The 20320-nt window shown below is 44.0% G+C and carries 16 protein-coding genes; 15 read left to right on the forward strand and 1 reads right to left on the reverse strand.

Annotation, left to right across the window (positions count from 1 at the left end; genetic code table 11):
- Positions 1–11 precede the first annotated feature (11 nt).
- The 14 genes from HMPREF9193_RS11080 (at position 12) to HMPREF9193_RS07515 (ending at position 17031) form a co-directional block, all read left to right on the forward strand.
- The gene (locus tag HMPREF9193_RS11080) at positions 12–1037 is read left to right on the forward strand and encodes an FMN-binding protein (RefSeq protein ID WP_021687491.1); all 1026 of its coding nucleotides are present in this window, start codon (positions 12–14) and stop codon (positions 1035–1037) included.
- Between the two features lie 16 nt (positions 1038–1053).
- Positions 1054–1683 (forward strand): rhodanese-like domain-containing protein, encoded by a 630-nt coding sequence (locus HMPREF9193_RS07455; protein ID WP_040847923.1) that lies wholly within the window; start codon positions 1054–1056, stop codon positions 1681–1683.
- A 286-nt stretch (positions 1684–1969) separates the two neighbouring features.
- The gene (locus HMPREF9193_RS07460) at positions 1970–3679 is read left to right on the forward strand and encodes an SUMF1/EgtB/PvdO family nonheme iron enzyme (RefSeq protein ID WP_156882482.1); all 1710 of its coding nucleotides are present in this window, start codon (positions 1970–1972) and stop codon (positions 3677–3679) included.
- 288 nt (positions 3680–3967) lie between these two features.
- Positions 3968–4255 (forward strand): BrnT family toxin, encoded by a 288-nt coding sequence (locus HMPREF9193_RS07465; RefSeq protein ID WP_002672173.1) that lies wholly within the window; start codon positions 3968–3970, stop codon positions 4253–4255.
- On the forward strand, positions 4233–4523 hold the full coding sequence (locus HMPREF9193_RS07470; protein WP_051306036.1) for a BrnA antitoxin family protein: 291 nt from the start codon (positions 4233–4235) through the stop codon (positions 4521–4523). The genes HMPREF9193_RS07465 and HMPREF9193_RS07470 overlap by 23 nt, the downstream gene beginning before the upstream one ends.
- A 98-nt stretch (positions 4524–4621) precedes the next feature.
- Complete coding sequence (locus HMPREF9193_RS07475) at positions 4622–6121, forward strand: lipoprotein 17-related variable surface protein (RefSeq protein ID WP_021687496.1); 1500 nt, start codon at positions 4622–4624, stop codon at positions 6119–6121.
- A 55-nt stretch (positions 6122–6176) separates the two neighbouring features.
- Positions 6177–8276: a formylglycine-generating enzyme family protein gene (locus HMPREF9193_RS07480; protein ID WP_021687497.1), complete on the forward strand. Its 2100-nt coding sequence runs from the start codon at positions 6177–6179 to the stop codon at positions 8274–8276.
- Positions 8277–8488: 212 nt separating this feature from the next.
- Complete coding sequence (locus HMPREF9193_RS07485) at positions 8489–8779, forward strand: hypothetical protein (RefSeq protein ID WP_021687499.1); 291 nt, start codon at positions 8489–8491, stop codon at positions 8777–8779.
- Positions 8780–8822: 43 nt separating this feature from the next.
- Entirely contained in the window at positions 8823–11300 is a 2478-nt protein-coding gene (gene thrA, locus HMPREF9193_RS07490; RefSeq protein WP_021687500.1) for a bifunctional aspartate kinase/homoserine dehydrogenase I, read from the forward strand.
- Between the two features lie 6 nt (positions 11301–11306).
- Positions 11307–12908 (forward strand): citramalate synthase, encoded by a 1602-nt coding sequence (cimA, locus tag HMPREF9193_RS07495; protein WP_021687501.1) that lies wholly within the window; start codon positions 11307–11309, stop codon positions 12906–12908.
- A 61-nt stretch (positions 12909–12969) separates the two neighbouring features.
- A complete protein-coding gene (locus HMPREF9193_RS07500; protein WP_021687502.1) occupies positions 12970–14082 on the forward strand; it encodes an ABC transporter ATP-binding protein in 1113 nt (370 codons plus the stop codon).
- 30 nt (positions 14083–14112) lie between these two features.
- Entirely contained in the window at positions 14113–15096 is a 984-nt protein-coding gene (locus HMPREF9193_RS07505; RefSeq protein ID WP_021687503.1) for a TRAP transporter substrate-binding protein, read from the forward strand.
- Between the two features lie 106 nt (positions 15097–15202).
- Positions 15203–15700, forward strand: a complete 498-nt coding sequence (locus tag HMPREF9193_RS07510) for a TRAP transporter small permease (RefSeq protein ID WP_169720459.1) — start codon at positions 15203–15205, stop codon at positions 15698–15700.
- Between the two features lie 2 nt (positions 15701–15702).
- Positions 15703–17031, forward strand: coding sequence for a TRAP transporter large permease (locus HMPREF9193_RS07515; protein WP_021687505.1), 1329 nt, complete (start codon positions 15703–15705; stop codon positions 17029–17031).
- Positions 17032–17033: 2 nt separating this feature from the next.
- On the opposite strand, the gene HMPREF9193_RS07520 is transcribed toward HMPREF9193_RS07515, so the two are convergent.
- Positions 17034–18923 (reverse strand): RNB domain-containing ribonuclease, encoded by a 1890-nt coding sequence (locus HMPREF9193_RS07520; RefSeq protein WP_021687506.1) that lies wholly within the window; start codon positions 18921–18923, stop codon positions 17034–17036.
- A 309-nt stretch (positions 18924–19232) separates the two neighbouring features.
- On the opposite strand from HMPREF9193_RS07520, the gene HMPREF9193_RS11410 reads away from it, so the two are divergent.
- Positions 19233–20320: HAMP domain-containing protein (locus HMPREF9193_RS11410; protein ID WP_040847970.1), on the forward strand; the 1088-nt coding region annotated here is incomplete at its 3' end.

Genomic DNA, 20320 nt, shown 5'->3' on the forward strand with positions numbered 1-20320 from the left:
GAGGTGAATACATGAAGCGATTTTTATATGCAAAGCTGTGCGTAATGCCGCGCGCCGTATCGGTTGCAGTGCTGGCATCGTTTACGGTTCTGGCGTTTGCAAGCTGTTCGGGCGGAAAAAAAGCCGTTTATACTGCAAAGACTTCAGGTTACGGCGGAGAGATTACGGTTGAACTGACCGTAGTAAAAGATAAAATTACGGCAGTAAAAATTACCGGCGATAAAGAAACTGCCGGAGTGGGCAGTATGGCGGTTGAACAGCTTCCCGCCGCAATTTTAAAAGCTCAAAGCTACGATGTAGACAGCGTTTCGGGAGCGACTATTTCTTCAACTTCAATTAAAAAAGCCGCAAAAGAAGCGATGATGCAAGCCGGTCTTATGCAAGCAAAGGCGGGCAAAGCAAAGGGCGCGGGAATGGCAAAAGGAACCGGCACTCTTACACTGGAAAGCCTTAACGAATTCTTAAACAGCAGCGCCGATATGGGAGAGGGTACCGTTGCCAATGCGGTAACGCTGATTCCGGTAAAACACATCAACGGTCCTAAAGAAGAACATAATTTTTACGCCTTTGTGAACTTTAAATACAAAGCGCGCAATTTTATTAAATATCAAGTTACGTATTTGTCGTGTACGTGCCGCAGCTCTGCCGTAAACTATTGGATGACCGCGTATGTGGAATTGTCTTTGCCCAAAAGCGGCAAGCTTGAAGACACGGTAGTTAAATATTTATCGTTCGATTACGATTCGGACGGACATTATTTGGCAGGCTTTTGGGGAGATTCAAATCCCACTCCTGCAGGAGCTACATACGAAGACTTTAAGCGCGAGTACATCCCGTTTTTTATGGGCAAAAACTGCAAATATCTTAAAACTTTAAGCACGGTAGACGACATTGCGGCAGCCGACTATGCTGCAGGAAACGGACGGTCAAACTACAGCTTGGACAGTCTTACCGGTTCTTCCGTTTCCTCCAATAACATGATTCGCATGCTGAATGCTCTTTTTGAGTACCACGGCACCGATGAATATTTTAATTAACCTAAGGGGTAACAAAATGAAAAAACACCTGTTGTTTTTGTGTGCGCTTGCATTAGTGTTTGCAAGCTGTTCTATGAAAAAGGATAAGGGCGATATGATGTCCTCTTCCATGCAAAAAATGCTGCCTGCTCCCACGGATTCTGCAAAAGCTGAAGCTTCTACCGCTCCGTTTTCCACTGCGGCGGCTTCAATCAATGCATCCAATTTGTATCAGTATTTCGGCAGAGACGACGTATTGTACATTGACTTGCGCGATTTCGGCGATTATCAGCAAAAGCATTTGCGCAACTTTGAATGCATTCCTTACTTTGCCTATATCTTCAATGCCGAAGCACATAAAAAACCGGAATTGATTCAACTGTACGGCGGAACGGTAACTGAACCGGTAGCGACTTACCAGGAATCGGATGACTTATTGCAAGTTCTTTTTCCCAAAAATAAAACTATTTTTCTTATGTGCCAAAGCGGCGGCCGCGTAGCTCAACTTATGACGCTGTTGAATGCCAAAGGCTACGATATGTCCAAGATTTACAACGTAGGCGGCATGGGGCAGTTTACCGCACCCGAATATGCCGATTACACGGTAGACGCGTTGGAATTTAAAGTAAACGCAACTTATGCTATTGAAGGTTTAACCCGCAACTAAGGCTGCCTCCGGCGTAATCTTCAGTTTAAACGGCTGTCGAAAAAAGAATGTTCGAAAATTGAAAGCCTACCGGCTTTTTCTGTAAAGAAATAATTTGTCATATCCGCTCACGCGGATTGCGAATCAGTTTTCAGACAAATCTCTTTGCGGCAGCCTTTTTTTTGTATGAAAAACATGTAGCGCAGCATACGGCTTATGGAATTAAGCGGAAACGGGATTGCTTGAAATTTTCAAAAAAAATCATTATATTTATTTTATTCGGCTGCCGCATTTTAAGGAGCAAAAAATGAATGCAGTTATTGCAAACAAAAACGTAAAGCATTTTTGTAATACGTTAATTTTGCCGATCGCCGTATTGTCGATGCTTATTTCGTGCAAACAAACCGTTACACCATCTGAGCAAAACTCAATTCCGGCAAAAACGGTTTATGTAATTTCGTATGAACTGAACGGCGGTACAAATCCTGCTGAAGCTCCGGCTTCATACACAAGTGCAACGCCTACGATAACGCTTCCCATTCCCCAAAAAAGCGGCTATTCGTTTGCAGGCTGGTATGAAAAATCGGATTTTACCGGTGCTGCGGTAACGCACATTACAAAAGGCTCTGCCGGCAATAAAAAATTCTATGCAAAATGGGGCGACGAAGCGCCTGCCGATGTAACAAACTTACAAGCGCGCTCCGGAAAAGACGATATAGTATTAAGCTGGAAAAATCCCGGCGATGCCGATTTTGCAAAAGTGATAATTACCTACGGAAGCGAAAGCATAGAAGTTGCAAAGGCTGAAGGAGAAACAAAAACCGTTACGGGGCTTGCAAACGGAAAACATACCTTTACGGTAAAAACGTGCGATACTGCGGGTAATACCGGCGGCGGAAAAGAAGTAACGGCATGGAAAGGTTGGGGCGGCTTAATAGGAACGCCTAGTGACCCGGCACAAAAGCAAGGAGATATTGCAAAAGCCGGTCACTTGGACAATGCAACCGGCAATATAAAAATAAACGGAACGCTGATAGACAAAACGGGCGAAGTTGTAGTTGTGCCCAAAGGACAGGAAGCAACAATTACCATGCCCGATGATTCTGCATGGAACGGTTATGCAGCAAAAACGGACGATGAATTATATCGCGGTGTATTTATAAAAGACCGCAAAGTAAAACTCAGCCCGTTTGCAATGGCTAAATACGAAGCTACCCAAAAGCTGTATAAAACGGTATTAAGTGACGATACTGCGTGCAATGCAAGCCCGAGCTTTTTTGATAATACGGGACTTAAAACCCGCTTTTCTACTACGTTTGACACGGATCCTGCCGCCGGCGAAGTGCAAGACAAGCGTCCGGTAGACTCCGTTTCGTGGTATGATGCTGTATATTTTTGCAATAAATTAAGCGAAAAAGTAGGTTTTACGCCTTATTACCATATAGAAAATATAGAGCGCAACTTTAACAGCCGGTCTATAGAAAAAGCCAAGGTAAGCATCAGTACGCAGCCGGATGCAAAATACGGGTACCGCTTGCCGACGGAAGCGGAGTGGGAATTCAGTGCACGCGGCGGCGATCCGAATGCTGAAGCTTGGCTGTACTCGTACGCGGGAGTTAATACGGACAAAAGTTCCGAGACTTTTTTAAAGGAGCCGTTTGAAGATGCAAAGCTTAACGGCTACGGTTGGTATCAAAAAAATACACCTCAAAAAACGCATGAAGTAGGATTTAAGGCTGCTAATACGCTCGGATTGCACGATATGAGCGGCAATGTATTGGAATGGTGTTATGACTGGAATGAGCGCAATGTAACGATAGAAGATAGCAAATATATGAACGGGGATTATGTGCAAGACCCCAAAGGTTTTATTCTTAATCTTAATGCCAATAGAGTGTGCCGCGGCGGTGCCTTTGCTTTGCAAGCATATACCTGCTGTGTGTCAAGGCGGAGCGGATTTGTTCCTTCCGCTTTGAACTATTGGGGCGGTATCCGCATTTGCCGCTACATAAAATAGCGGATCTAAACTGCCGGCTGCTTGTGTGTAAACACGATAGCCGATTGTAGCTGTAATAGGGCACCTATTACGGCACTAATAGGGCATCGGAAGCATACAGCCCCGATATGCTCAGTGCCGCTCTTGCCCGGCACTAAGGCTTTACCTATAATGCTGCTTGAAAAATGCGAATTCGGCAAAACCTGCTACAGCCTTAACATTATTCATAATCCTGACGAGAAAGATAAAAAAGTGTTAGGCAGTTCAAGTAAATCGCAAAATATGATATAATTGTAGTAGGAAAAAGAGATGATATTTGAGTGGGACGAAAATAAAAACAAACAAAATAAACGCAAGCACGGTATTTCATTTGAAGAAGCTTTGTCAGTTTTTCTTGATGAAAAACGCATTGAAAAATATGATATTAACAATTCGACTTTAGAAGAAGATAGAATTGATATTATAGGTCAGATGAATAATATGATTATTTTGTTTGTTGTATATACAGACCGTAATGATAAAATACGGCTTATCTCTGCAAGAAAAGCAGAAGCTGATGAGGAGGCAGAATATTATGAAAACTATGACGCTCGATGAAGTTAAAAATCTTCCGCCGCTTACGGAAAAACGGATAAACGAAATTAAAAACTTTCAAAACACCGACTTTTCGGACTGTCCCAAACAGACAAAAGAAGACCTTAAACAGTTTCGCCCTTATTACGAACTTCGTGCGGAATCACAAAAATCTAAAAACAATACCATACAAGTAAATATTGATACGGATATTATAGAAGCCCTAAAAGCTCAAGGAAAGGAATATCAAACTTTCATAAATGCAATTTTAAGAAAAACCGTATTAGGTTAAAAGGGATGAATGAATGATGTAATGTTATATTAATATAATAACAATAGCCGATTGTGAATTGACTGTAAAACAAAGACTTAAACGGAGGCAACAAAGAGATGAAACTTACAACAAAACCGATACTGCCGGCAGTGCTGATTTTTGCACTGTCATTAACCGGCTGTCCGCAAGCGGGTACAAATCCCGGTGAAAATTCGGGAACAAACCCTGCCGTTCCCTCAAATCCGAACGAATTGGTTGAATCCGATGTGCTTACGGCATTCGGCTTAACAAAAGGAACTCAATCGGCATTTGAAGCTGCCGAAAAAATTACTTCGGGCTCTTCCGCTGTTCCTGCGATTACGTTTACTCAAAAAAATGTTACCGACTATGATGATCAGGCGGGAACGTTTACTGTAAAAGTAAAAGGAACAAAAAACGGCAAACCTTTTGAAAAAGAACTGACCTTCAGCGGATTTTCCAATCCCTATGCAGCCAATCCGCAAAGTATGGATACAACCGGCGACAAGGGCGAGCTAAAGCTCGATGAGGGCATTGAGCACAACCATTCAATCGAAAAATATACGGGAAAAGCAAATTTGAATATTGCAAATTTTTTCCAAGCGCCCCTTACATTTTCGCTTGTAAACGGAACTTCGATTACACTTGGTGATTTTCCCGGCTATAAACTGACTGCCGCTCTTGTACAAGAGGGAAACGATAAAGTGAAAATCGTACCTGAGTACACCGTAAAAAATCATAAAAAAATTGCCGGCGGAACGCCTACGGTAACGGAAGAGACGAAATATTCCGTATTTCCCTCGGCAAAGTTTGCCGCTAATCTTACCAAGCCGTATTTTACCGAAAAAGATGTGTTTGCCTATGTATTAAGCAAAACAAACGACAGTGTTATAAAGGTATATCCGAACGAATTCGCTTCGTCTTTTTATGCTTTTGCAAAATCAGCCGAAACTGCTCCCGGCAATCTTTTTGATACCAGTGCGATTGATCCTTATACTGCACTGTATCAAACCAAAGATACCGATGAATACATGCAGCTTGATATTACGTGCGGTATACACGATCCCAAAAACGGCGGCATTGATGCGGACGATTATAAAGGAGAACTGACAGTACGATTTTGCATTGCAACACATGAACAATTGGCAAACAAAGAACTCATTACGGCTGTTAAGCTGATAACACGCTCAGGCTATGCAAGCATCCCCGATAATGCAGCACTTGCGAAAAAGGATCATCTTTTCTTTAATCTTATACCGAAAGCTCCGCTGTCACCGACGGATAAAACTAAGTGGAAAGATAGAAACTTTAGTAGGTCTTTATTGCGTATAAATGAATCCGGTGCTGCTATAATAGACAACCCTTTTAGCGGCAGCGATTCTCTTTTTAATTTGTTTGTAAACAGTTCGGATCCGAATCCTGCCGCTTATTTAGGCAGTGCAGGAGCCGCATACGGCGGGGCTTCAAAAACCAAAAATAATAAGGTAATCTTTATTGAACACATACAATTGGAAAAAAAGTCAGAAAACGAATCTCTTGAGGTACAGGTAACGCTCAAAGGTTCCGGTTCCGCATTAAAGGTAACCGCCGAACCGTAGTATTGATATTGCCTGTTTGTCCGCATAAAGACGGGCACAGGATTAAGGAAAGATTATGAAAAAGATATTCTTGATTACAACGGCTGTTATAACGCTTGCAGCCTTTTTCGCAGGTTGTAAAAATCCTGCAGAACATAACCCTGTGCCGTCTTCACCGCAGCAAGGCGGCGGAACCGGCGGCGGTTCAACGCCAGCGCAAATAACCATTACCGTTGCTGGGGATGAGCACGTTACGCTTAAAGCAGAAAAAACGTTTACGGAGAACAAGGGAAAAACCTGGCATCAATTGAAAGCCGCAGCGGAAGATAGAATCGACCACTACGAGGCCGGACACGGACTCGACAAATGGACGCTTACCGATGCCGCCGGTCAGGAGTTAACCGATGATTATACTTTTAATACAAATGCAACGGTCTTTATTGTAACAAAGACAACGGTAGTTCCTCCTCCGGCAAAGATTACGATAACGGTTGCGGGAGACACAGGGGTTGTATTAAAAGCTGCTTCTTCATTTGAAGTGGATCCGGGCAAACACTGGGATCAAATCGAAGTGCTTGCAAAAAAGAAAATACAAAACTATAAGCCCCATTATGAGCTTAAAAACTGGCGCCTTAACAACGCTTCGGGTGCAGTCTTAGATGACAGCTATATAACACCGTTTAATGCCAGTGCGACTGTCTTTATTGAAACAAAACCGGTAGATATAAAGCTTACCATTGAAGGAGATCATGTTGATATAACTTCTCCTGCTGAAATGTATGTACCCAGAGGAACAAAGTGGAGCGAAATAAAAACCGAAGTTATGAATAAGGTTACTCCTAAACCTAATTTTGTCATACTTGCATGGAAAAAAGGCAGTAAAACCGGTATCGAATTTTATGATGACTTTCAATTTAGAGGTAAAACGAAGATATATGTCGAAACAAGACCGATAAATGTTACCATCACGATAAAAGGCGACACTCATATTCAGATCGGTGCGTCTCCTACAATCACAAAGCCGTACGGAGTAACGTGGGGCGAAATAAAAGACGAGGCAAAAACCAAGATAACTCTTCAGCAGGGCTATGTGTTTGCCGCATGGAAAAAAGGCAGCATAACCGGAAAAGAGTTGTTTGACATCGACGAGTTTGAAGAAGACACCGAAGTCTATGCGACAACGCAACAAGTTCCCGTTCCTGCCGGCGTAAAGGTAACGCCCCCTGCAGGAGGCATTATCGGGCATGCCGTTTCGTATACCTTGCCCGGTACCGATACTTCATGGAAGGGTGTATTTATTAACGGGCGTACGGTTAATTTAACTGATTACACTATAGGTAAACACGAAGTTACCGTAAAAATATGGAATGAAGTATGCGAATGGGCAAAAAAGAACGGTTATTTGTTTGAATTTGAACCGGATAACCCCGATACTCCTACGGAAGAGAATCAACCGATGGCAAACATAAGCTGGACCGACTGCATAGCGTGGTGTAACGCGTATACCGAGATGACATTCGGAAACACGGAACAGTGCGTATACCGCACCGGATCAGCATCGGCATCGGTCATAAAACATGCTTTCCACGGTGATAAAGCATATTGCGACTTTTCAAAAAAAGGCTATCGTTTGCCGACGGAAGCCGAGTGGGAGTATGCTGCACGTTATCAGGGTAATGACAGCACCAATGCCGAACAATACGGCACTGTCTATCTGACCAATTTGAATTCAGCAAGCGGAGCGGCAAAGCCTGTCGGCTTTGAGAATATGACAGTGCCGTCAGGCGAAAACTATGCAAGCCTACATGAAGAAACCGCTCGTGTTGCAGTTTTCAATAAATGGTGGAACGGCACGGCATTTGCAACACAAACTCCGCCCGTAATCGGCAGAGCAAATGTCGGAAGCAAACCAGCAAACAAACTTGGGCTCTGCGACATGAGCGGCAACGTTGCCGAATGGTGTTGGGACTTATATACTGCAACCGTAAATGCAAGTACGAATGCCTATCCCACCGGTCCCTTCCCGGACTATGATACGCAACGGGTAGTACGTGGCGGCAACTGGTCTGAAAGTACCGAGCAAGCCGTGTACGATTGCATGACTGGCAAGCGGAAATCAAAAGGTTCTAGCGGAGCCGATCCTATCAGAGGTTTCCGCCTGGTCTGGAAAGAATAACGGGCGGATGTAGTTTTGTTCAAGGGGCTGTCCAAAAACTTCGGTTTTCGGATAGCCCTTTTAATTTAATACGCGCATCGATTTTTGAGACTGCCCTGCGTGCCGGTTTTGTGCGGTAGGACGGGAGTAGAAAAATCCGCTTGATAATGTTGACAAAATCAAGATCCGGCAATATACTTTATCGCGGAACAAAGATTTAAGGAGAACTAATTATGGAATACGTATTTGTAAAAGATTCGGAGGGTTTTGTTTTTAAGAAATTGCAATCGGAAATAAGTGTTGATGAAAAGATTATACCCGAAAAAGAATACCTGAAACGATCCGGGCTTGCATTTTATGAAAAGCAATTCGGGCATGGCGGAAGCAGAAAGAATGCCGGACGCAAATTGAAATTTGAACAACCGCTGGAATTTCAAATTCGTGTAACTAAAGACGAAAAAGACTTTATTTTATATGCCCGCGAACATAACATAAATTATACTTCGCTTATGTCGCTTAATTGAAAAAAATCCTTTTTTATGCTATTATTGCCCATTCGGAGAATATATGCTGACATTAAAATTCGGCGGTACCTCTATGGGCAGCGCCGCTCGTATACTTAATTCGGCGGATATTGTTATCGGTCGTGCCGAAAAAGACCGCGTAAGCGTCGTTGTGTCCGCCGTTGCAGGCGTATCGAATCTGCTTGCCGACAGCATAACAAAATGTGCGTCCGGCAGCGAGCCTGTCGAATTCGTAAAAAACGTAAAAAAAATACACTCGGACATTTGTACCGAAATCGCTTCGCTGTGCCCTGCCTTTGATGCTGTCGGTGTGCTTAAAATCTTACAACCGCTTTTTGACGAATACGAAAAAATGCTGAATGCCGTTGCAGCTTTCGGCGAATGTCCGCTTTCCGTTCACTGCCGCATTATGGGTTTGGGAGAGCTTTTAAGTTCTCCGATTATGGCAGCGGTTCTTAAAGCAAAAAAACAAAAGGTGTGCCTCATCGATTCGCGCACGCTGATTTTTACGACGGGTTTGCAGCAAGAAGGCGATCCGGTTTATAAAAAAACGCTGGACGCTTTTGCTCCTTACTTGGACGGCGAAAAGGCTGCTGACGCGCGTATTTTGCTGTTGCCCGGTTTTGTGTGCACGTGGGAAAACGGACAGCCGGGCTTACTCGGCAGAAACGGTTCTGATTTTTCGGCAGCAATCGTTGCCGTAGGCTTACGCGCTTCAAAAGTGGAGTTTTGGACCGATGTTGACGGTATTTTCAGCGCAGACCCGCGCATTGTAAAAGACGCCGTATTGGTAGACGATATGAGCTACGAAGAAGCAATGGAGCTTTCGTTTTTCGGTTCAAAAGTGCTGTACCCTAAAACACTTGCCCCCCTTGCTGCGCGCGGCATAGAAGCGTGGAGTTTAAACAGCCACAATCCGTCCGCCCGCGGAACACGGATCGGTGCGCTTTCCCGTGCACCGGTCGGTACGGTACGGGGCATAAGCTGCCTTAAAAAAACCGCTTTAATAAGCGTGTCCGGTTCGGGCATGAAAGACAAACACGGTATTGCCGCGCGCATATTTGCTGCAGTTGCCCGTACGGGCATTTCCATGCTGCTTATTACCCAATCCAGCTCTGAATATACGGTCAGTTTTTGCGTTAAGCAAGAGTATGCCGCTTCAGTTGAAGAATCTTTAAATGCCGAATTCGAATACGAAATCCGCACCGGCGACATCAATACGGTGGAGGTATTAAACGATTGCGCCATTGTGTCGATTGTCGGCGACGGTATGAAAGAAAAGTGCGGAGTTGCTGCAGCTTTTTTAAACTCGCTTGCCCGGCGTGGTATAAGTATTTCAGCCATTGCGCAAGGTTCTTCCGAACGTTCCATAAGCGCGGTTATAAACGGAGTTGACGGCGATACTGCCGTGCGTACCGTACACGCTTCGTTTTTTAACGTGCGCCGAAGCCTCGACCTTTTTGTATTCGGTACCGGAACCATCGGCGGCTGTCTTTTGGATCAAATACAAGAACAAAAGCACAATTTAACTTCACGTTACATTGACATACGAGTGCTTGCTGCAGTTTCTTCAAAAAACGCAATTTTAGACGAAAAAGGCATTGATTTAAGCGATTGGCGAAGTCTGCTTGCTTCTTCGGCGCACACCGTTTCCGTAGATGAAGTTCTCGATTTTGCCGCGCGCATAAAACCTTTAAATCCGGTATTCGTCGATTGTACGGCTTCAGATGAACCGATGCGCCGTTATTGCGATATTTTGCGATCAGGTTTTCATATTGTAACACCGAACAAAAAAGCCAATTCGGCGGATATGGATTTTTATTTAAGTTTACGATCGCAAGCGTACGCTTCGCACCGGCATTTTTTGTACGAAACCAATGTCGGTGCAGGATTACCGGTTATCGACACACTTAAAAATCTTATTAAAACAGGCGACAAACTTTTATATTTTTCCGGCATTATGTCCGGATCTCTTTCGTATATTTTCGGCTGTCTTGATGACGGCATTCCGTTCAGCCAAGCCGTCGCCGAGGCAAAAAAACTCGGCTTTACCGAGCCCGACCCGCGCGACGACCTTGCCGGAACCGATGTTGCCCGCAAAGCGCTTATTATTGCTCGCGAGTGCGGTATGCACCTTGAATTGTCCGATATAAAAATGCAAACTTTGTTCCCCGAAAGCTTTGATTCTTCCGGTTCTATTGAAGATTTTATGCAAAACCTAAGCGCTTTGGATTCATATTTTGCCGAAAAGACGGCAAAGCTTGCTCAACAAAATAAAGTGCTGCGTATGGCATCTACTATAGAAAACGGCGTTTGTACTGTCGGCGTAATCGAGGTTGCAAAAGATAATCCTTTGTATGCGGTTAAAGGCGGCGAAAACGCTTTTGTGTTTACTACCGAACGCTACCATCCGATTCCGCTGACAATCCGCGGATACGGGGCGGGCGCACAGGTGACGGCTGCCGGCGTATTTGCCGATATTTTGCGCACCGTTTCGTGGCAGACTTCTTACACGGATTGATTTTAGATGAAAAATAAAGTTGTTATCCTCGATTCTACGTTACGCGACGGCGCGCAAGCCGAAAGCATTAATTTTTCAATCCGAGACAAATTGCGCATTGCCGGTGCCTTGGATGAGTTAGGAATTCCTTTAATAGAAGCGGGAAATCCGGCATCAAATCCCAAAGACTTGGAATTTTTCCGAGAAGCGCACAAACTGCATTTAAAACAAGCAAAGCTGTGCGCATTCGGTTCAACGCGGCGCAAAGACACTTTGTGCAGTAAAGATAAGGGTTTGCGCAGTTTGCTGGATGCCGAAACCCAAACGACGGTTATTTTCGGCAAAGCATGGGACTTTCAAGCAACCGAAATTTTACGCACTTCTCTTAAAGAAAATCTTGCTATGATACGTGAAAGTGTTGCTTATATGTGTAAACACGGTCGCACGGTTATCTACGATGCCGAACATTTTTTTGACGGCTATAAAGCAAACCCCGCTTATGCTTTGCAAACTTTAAGCGCCGCGTGCGAAGGCGGAGCTTCCGTTTTGGTTTTGTGCGATACAAAGGGCGGCGCTATGCCGCACGAAGTATATGATGCCGTTCAAAATGTTTGCGCTGAATTCAAAGAATTTACCGTAGGTATACATGCACACAACGACTGCGCCCTTGCCGTTGCCAATTCGCTTTGCGCGGTTCAAGCGGGTGCCTTACACGTACAGGGCACGCTGCTCGGTTTTGGCGAAAGAGCCGGCAACGCCGAACTTGCTTCGCTTATCGCCGATTTGGAATTAAAGATGAACAAGTTTTGTATCGGTAAAACGGGCTTGCAAAACTTAACTCCTTTATGCCGCAAAGTTGCCGAAATTGCAAATATTCCGATTTCTTCCGGCGCGCCTTATATCGGGTCGGGCGCTTTTGCGCATAAAGCCGGTATGCACGTAGACGGCGTCAGTAAAAATCCTACGGCATACGAACACGTTGACCCTTCAAAGGTCGGCAATAAGCGTTCGTTTTTAGTAAGCGAAGTTGCCGGTCGCTCAACGGTGATTGAAAAAATTCACGCTTTTAATCCGGCAATAAAAAAAGACAGCTCCGTTGTTTTAAAAATCATAAAAAAAGTTAAAGAATTGGAGCATGAAGGCTATCAGTTTGAAGGAGCCGACGGAAGCTTTGAATTGCTTGTGCGTAAAATTACCGGCAGCTATAAGCCCTTTTTTACTCTGCGTTATTACAAAACGGTAGGGGAGCAGCCTCGCGTTGATAAAGACTTGTGTTCGTTTGTGCAAATTAAAATAGAAGTTGACGGACAAATCGAAGTTACCGCAGGCGAGGGCGACGGTCCCGTTCACGCGCTGGATACCGCTTTGCGCAAAGCGCTGGAGCGTTTTTATCCGTGCGTTAACACCATGCGCCTTATAGACTATAAAGTGCGCGTTTTGGATTCAAAAAGTGCTGCCGCCGCAAAGGTACGCGTTTTAATAGAAAGCGCTTCGGGTTCGGAAGTGTGGACAACCGTAGGCGTTTCTTCGGACATCGTTGAAGCTTCATGGCTTGCATTGGTCGATTCGTTTGAATACAAATTGATACGTGATGCGGCGGCGCTGGAATTACAAAAAAATAAAATTTGACAGCTCATTTTTTATCGTGTATACTGAATAGCATAAAATAATTTTTAGGAGGCTTTGAGCGATGGCTAAAGTTGAACTCAAAGGTATCGGAAAAGTTTACGACGGAAACGTGCGCGCAGTAGATAATGCGAACATCGTTGTAGACGACAAAGAATTTGTGGTTTTCGTAGGTCCTTCCGGCTGCGGTAAATCCACAACATTAAGAATGATTGCCGGATTGGAAGACATTACCGAAGGCGAACTGTACATCGACGGCGAATTGATGAACGACGTTCCGCCGAAAGACCGGAACATCGCGATGGTTTTTCAAAACTACGCTTTGTACCCGCACATGTCCGTGTACGACAACATGGCGTTCGGTCTTAAAATCCGCAAAGTAGATAAAGCTGAAATCGACCGGCGCGTTCACGAAGCCGCCCGCATTTTGGATATTGAAAAACTGCTCGACCGCAAACCCAAAGCGCTTTCCGGCGGACAGCGTCAGCGTGTTGCTGTAGGCCGTGCAATCGTGCGCAATCCCAAGGTATTCCTTTTCGACGAACCTTTGTCGAACTTGGACGCAAAGCTGCGCGTGCAGATGCGCGCCGAAATTTCGGATTTGCACCACCGCTTAAACGCAACGATGATTTATGTTACGCACGATCAAATCGAAGCTATGACGATGTCGGATAAAATCGTTGTCATGAAAGACGGAAAAGTACAGCAAATCGGCTCTCCCTTGTATTTGTACAATCACCCGATCAACAAATTCGTTGCAGGCTTTATCGGTTCTCCGCCCATGAACTTTTTAAGCGTTAAAATCGGCGAAAAAGGCGGAAAAATCGTTGCCGATGAGGGAACCTTTGAGTTAACCGTTACCGACGATCAAGCGAAAATCCTTAAAAATTATGTCGGAAAAGAAGTCTTTTTCGGTATTCGTCCCGAAGACATGGAGTACAGCGCAACGGCTGCAGCGTCCAACAATATGCAAATGAAAGTGTCCGTTATCGAACCGTTGGGTGCAGAAACTCACTTGTTCCTTAACACAAAAACGCAGTCGCTCGTTGTACGCACGACGCCTGACATTACCTTCCAAATCGGCGATACGGCAAACTTTGTTCCGGTTATGGCAAAAGCCAAATTCTTCGACAAAGATACCGAGTTGAGTATTTGCGACGACGTAAAAGCCGAATAAATACGGCGGTTAATGTAAGGAGATTTTTGTATGAAAAACAGCAGGTTTTTCCTGACGATTTTATTGCTTTTTACACTATGCGGAATACTGAGTGCGGCGGGAAAAACCCGCGTTATTAAAGTCGGGCACACGGGTACAAAAGACCATTACTACCAAATGTACCTTGAAAACTGGACAAAGGCGGTAACGGAGCGCACAAACGGGCGTTACACTTTTGAAATTTATCCGTCCGACCTTTACGGTAAACCCAATCAATTGATTGAAGGTTGTCAGTTGGGTACGTCGGATATGGTTTTGGCAACCGGTTCTCTGCTTTCGTCTTACAGCAAAATTGTCGGCGTACTCGATTTGCCCTTTTTGTTTGCAAACGAAAAAGAAGCCAGCTACGTGCTTAACGGTCCGATAGGGGATGAATTGGCTGCCAGTTTAGCTGCAAAAAATCTTGTAGTTCTCGGCTGGTGGGAAAACGGCATGCGCCATTTGTTTCCGCCGCGTCCGGTCAATAAACCTTCCGATTTAAAAGGTTTAAAACTGCGCGTAGTCAATTCAAAACCGATGATCGAAACGATTAACGCTATGGGCGCTATTGCCGTTCCGATGGCTTTTAATGACGTATATTCGGCTTGGCAAATGAAAACGATTGACGGCTGCGAAGGCACCATTACGCACATGCTTACTCAAAAGTACTACGAACTTACCAAAACGGGTGCTTTGCTGTGGTATATGCACGTGCCGAACCCGCTTATCATTTCCAAAAAGCTGTGGAACCGTATTCCCGAAGCGGATAAAAAGATTTTTATCGAAGAAGCTAAAAAGATGAGCGTTTTTTCATTTGACTTTCAAGCTAAAGCCGATGAAAACGATATTAAAAAATGCGAAGCTTTGGGCGTTGTATTTACCCGCCCTGACCGTGCTCCGTTTATTGAACTGTGCAAGCCCGTGTACGAAAAGTTTCGTCCCGACTACGGCGATATGATAGAGCGCATTACCGCCGAAGCTGCAAAAGCAAAATAAAAAAGCAGTTTACATAAAACACTTACGGTTTTATTCCATGCAGGATAACGTTTTACGTATCGTTATCCTGCGTTTTATTTTTTTACCGTTTTACGGAGGTTTGTTTATGCTGAAAATACTTAAAGTTATTAACGACATTATTACAAAAATTACGCAAACCGCCCTTGTTTTTTTTATGTCGGGTATGGTTGTATTGATTTTTGTGCAAGTTATTTATCGTTATATTCTTAAAGAGCCGCTTTCGTGGTCGGAAGAACTGGCGACATACTTTTTTTCGGGTATTATCTTTTTTGGGGCTGTAATTTTGTACCGCGACGAAAAACATATTAATATGTCAATGCTGCTCGATGCAATTAAAAATAAAACGGTAAAAAAAGTTATTAAAATAGCAGCAGATTTATTGATTATTATATTTTTGTGCACTATGACTTTTTATACTTATCCGCTTGCACGCGATATTCTTGCACTCGGCGGAGTTTCCCCGTCTATAGGGTGGTTAAAATTGGGGTTAATTTTTATGATTGTACCGGTAGGAAGTTTGCTTTCGCTTTTGATGATGCTTGAAGTGTTATTAAAAACTATTGTAATTAAGGGGGAAAAATAAAAATGGGATTATACCTTATTTTATTTTTTATCGTCTTTTTGCTTATGGGCGTTCCTATTGCGGTGGCGCTCGGACTGACTTGTATTTTTGCTTCTTTGATGGATCCCCTTGGCGCTTTTTTTGCCGGAACCATGTCAGCAGCCGATTTGTATTGGGATTGTTCGGATATTATCAGTGAATTAATGCAAAAAACATTTAATTCGTCCAACGGTTCGGCGCTTATGGCAATACCGTTTTTTATTCTTGCCGGAAATATTATGTCCTCCGGTGGCGTGTCCAAACGCTTGGTCGGTTTAGCTGAAGCTTTTTTAGGGCATATCACCGGCGGCTTGGCAATTGTTGCAACCGTTGCTTCTACGTTTTTTGGAGCCGTTTCCGGTTCAGCACCGGCGACCACTGCAGCTATCGGCGGCGTTATGATTAAACAAATGGAAGAAAGCGGTTACGACCCCGCTTTTGCCGGTGCGGTTGTTGCCGCTTCCGGTACCATCGGCTTGATTATTCCGCCCAGTTTAACAATGGTGCTGTATGGAGTGAGCACGGGTGTTTCCATCGGAGATTTGTTTATTGCCGGTATTGTTCCCGGTATTATTATTTGTCTTGTATTGATTATTCCCGAATATTTTATTTCGAGAAAACGTGGTTATAAAAGTGTACGTAAGTTTACCGGAACTGAGCGTTGGAAAGCATTTAAAGACGCTTTTTTTGCTTTGCTTATGCCGATTATCATTCTCGGCGGTATTTACTGCGGTATTTTTACCCCTACCGAATCGGCAGCCGTTGCCGTTATTTACGGTATTATAGTCGGTGTTTTTATCCACAAAGAATTGCATTGGGCCGATATTTATAAACTTGTTCTTAAGTCTGCCCGCTCCACGGCAATTATTATGTATTTAATGATCACCGCCGATATACTCAGTTATATTTTGGTCAGTCATCAAATTCCGCAAAATCTTGCCGCATCGATATTAACCGTTTCTACCAACCAAATTGTAGTACAGCTGTTTATGATTTTAATATTGCTCGTTGTCGGAACTTTCTTAAATAATTCGGCTGCTATGGTTTTGCTTGCTCCTATTTTTTATCCGATTTTAATCAGCTTGAACATAAATCCGCTTTTTTTCGGTATTATTATGGTTATTACATTGGCTATCGGTCACAATACGCCGCCGGTCGGTTTATGTTTGTTTGTCGCCTGCGATATCGGAGGGGTTAAACTGGAGCGTTTGGTAAAAGAAGTTGCTCCGCTTGTGCTTGCGATGGTTGTTGCCACACTTGTGATGAACTGTCTTCCGCAGCTTATTTTGTTTTTACCCGATTTATTGCATTAAAATTATACACACATAAAGGTAACCGCCAGTTCAGGAAGGTTTATACTGCTTGCCCGGACGGTTACCTTGTCGTTTAAGCGCAGGTTTTGTACGTCGCTTAACAAAGTTTCTTGAGCCAGAGAGGGGATGTATACTACGGTTTGCTTGCCCTTTGTGTCTACCGCAACCGCTTCTCCTTGCCAATTTTCGTTTTGCAAAAGGTATACCAATGTCCAATGCAAATTGCTTTTACGCTCGGCTTGAACGGCGGCGGACGAAGAAGCGTCTCCTGCGGCAATGCGTTCCAATACGGTGTCTTTACTTAAAAGCGGCAGTCCGTTTAAAAATGCGTGAAGCTGCTGGTGTGCAACCAAATCGCCGTACCGCCTTAAAGGGCTGGTAACTTGACTGTACATACCCACTCCTAAACCTGCATGAGCTGCAGGGCTTATGCCCACCGAACGGCTTTTCATGCAGCGGCGCAGTTTGTATTGCCCTGCAAGGGCGTCGGGTAAATCTTGAGGAATGTCCGGTTTTTCTTGCCTGATGTAGGGGAAGGGAATGGCATTTTTAAACGCAAAGCGTGCGGCAGCTTCACCTGCTAAAAGCATAAACTCACGCACCACTTCGACAGACTTATAGCGCACAAAGGGTGTAACGGCAACTTTCGGCTTTTGTGTTTCATTTTGGTTTTGGCTTAAAGCGATGTGTACTTCCGGCATGTGTATAAAAACCGCTCCGGCGTTTTTTCTACGTTCGGCATTTTTGTGCGCGATTTCAAATAGAGGTGCCAATTCTTTTGAGCCGCTTTTTTCATCGGCTTGTGCATACGTAAGCCTTTGTACGTTTACCAGCGTTTTTAAAACATCGGCTTCTTCTACGCCGCCGTTTTCATTCAGCTTTATACGGAAAGATAAAGCGCGCGACGCTTGATCTTCGTTTAAACCGAGTGCGTAGTCTGCTAAGGATTCTTCGCACAGCATGCGGGCGGCACCTTCCGGAGTGTACAGCGTAGCTCCTCGTGCACGTGCATCTTTATCTGCGGCAGAATCGGGCAGCACGCTTGCCGCCGGGTCTGCAATGTGTATCCATACGTATGTTCCGTCAAAAGCAATTGCGTCGTCGGGGTCGGTGCTCCATTCGTTATCTATGGCATACGCGGTATGATTTAGCTTTTCTCTTTTTCCGCTGTCGGCATATTTTAAAGTTTCGTTTGCAGACTGCATGGATAAACCGCGGCGCGTAGGGTAGGGGTTGCGGTAAATTGTCCATATTCCGCAGTCGAGCAGCAGTTTGTGCGCCTTTTCCGGTGTTTGCGAAAAGCCCGCTTCTTGCAGGATTTTTGATTTATCGGTTTTGCCTAAGGCGAGCGCTTCGACTTCGGTCATAAAAACGCCGTCTTGGGGCAATATCAGTTTTTTTTGTTTAAGCCGCTGTATAAAAGAAGCGCGTTCTTCTTTTTCTTTGGTTTTATCGGCTTTTTTTACCGAAAACAATTCGGCTTCTTCGCTGCTGCGCAAAGTAAAACAAGGTTGAGCGGGATTTTGTGTTTTGACAAGAGAAAACTTCGGATGAGATGTAAGTAAACTGTATACAAGCCACGCTTGCGCTGCTTTAAAACTTCCCAGCGCTAATTCCGCTATTGCCGAAAGTGTAAAATCCGGCTGACTTTCTTCTTGCAGCAGCTCCCATGCTTCATCAAATTTTTTATTCAGCGCTTCTTTTTCGTCGGCTGTGTGTGCAATCTTTTCAAGCTCGCTTAAGGACAAAAGCGGACCTTCATGAAGCAAGGCTATGTCTTTTTCTCTTACGTTTTGACTTCCGCCGGAAAAAACAATACCGTATTTTTCTCCGGATTCAACTATTAGAGCACTTTGGTTTTTGTATAATACAACGCTTCCTTTTTTCAACATAAGCGGATTTTAGTATATATTTTTTACAGGGGCAAGATCCGTTTCGGCAGATCCGTTTTTGTAATTTGCTTTTTGAAGTTTTGTCGGCATATCAGTCGGTAGTGTATGAATTTTTTTATCAGAAATATTGTAAATATAGTATTTTTATTATTGCAATAATACAGCATAAGGTATAAAATAAGGTATTATTATAAAACGGGTTAAAAAAATCCTTTTATAAAATCGTTATTATATTTTTATCCGAATAAGAGGAATGAACACATGGAAAAAAAGAACGGGGGAAGTCTCGTCTCTGCAGCTGCAACCGATATGGCCGGTACGGAAAAAACAAAAAAAGAAAAAAAGCGTTTTTCCCTGCGCAGAAAATTATTGTTGATTTTTGGTTTGCTTATTGTTATTGCATTGACAACAGAAGGTGTGCTTGCCATACAAACAGCGAGGAAAGCTGTAATGGAAAAGATTACGGTACACTTAACCGATAAGGCGACCGATACGGCGGAAATTCTTGACGGCAAAGTTACGGCATTGTTTCAATTCCTTGAAGGTATTGCTCGTGTTCCGCGCTTAAGAAGCGATGATTATACCTATGTCGAAAAAACGCAGTATTTGCAAAAAGAAGCTGCCCGCAATCCGAACATATTGGAAATGGGAATTGTAGATGCAAACGGTATACGCCATTTGGGCAACGGTAAAAAAGTGTCGGTCGGCGATACGCCGTGGTTTAAAACCGCTGTTTCGGGAACCAATTATATTTCAGAACCTACGTTGTCGCGTGCCGACAATAAATTGATTATTATTGCCGCCGTTCCGATATTTGATGACAACCGTGCAATCGTGGGCGTGATTGCCGCTTCGCTTACGGGAACCCGCTTGTGTGACTTAGTTGATGATATCGTTGTAGGCAAAACCGGCTATTGCTTTGTGCTCGGTCTTACCGGAACGCACATCGCGCATAAAGATACAAGCTTTGTAGAGCGGCGGTTTAATACCCTTGAATTGGCAAAAACGGATCCGACGTTGACTTCTACCGCAGTGTTTGTGCAGCACGCCCTTGAAGTAGATGAAAGCGAAATCGGTTATTATGAATATAAAGGCGTTAATAATATTGCTTCCTATGCTACGATGAAAACAACCGGCTGGACGGTTATCATAAAAGCTCCGGTAGAAGAATTTATGAACACGGTAAACGAATTGCGCCGTGAAATGATTTTAATTGCTTTGATCCTCTTAGCTGCTGTTTTGGCAATTGTCTTTTTTATAGCTCGCAAAATAGTAAAACCCATTCAAAGTGCCGTGGACGCTTTAAAAGATATTGCGCAAGGTGAAGGTGATTTAACCGTACGTTTGCCGATTATGGGTAACGACGAAGTAACCGATTTGTCCGAATACTTTAATCA

It is taken from the genome of Treponema lecithinolyticum ATCC 700332 (assembly GCA_000468055.1).
GTDB classification, from domain to species: domain Bacteria; phylum Spirochaetota; class Spirochaetia; order Treponematales; family Treponemataceae; genus Treponema_C; species Treponema_C lecithinolyticum.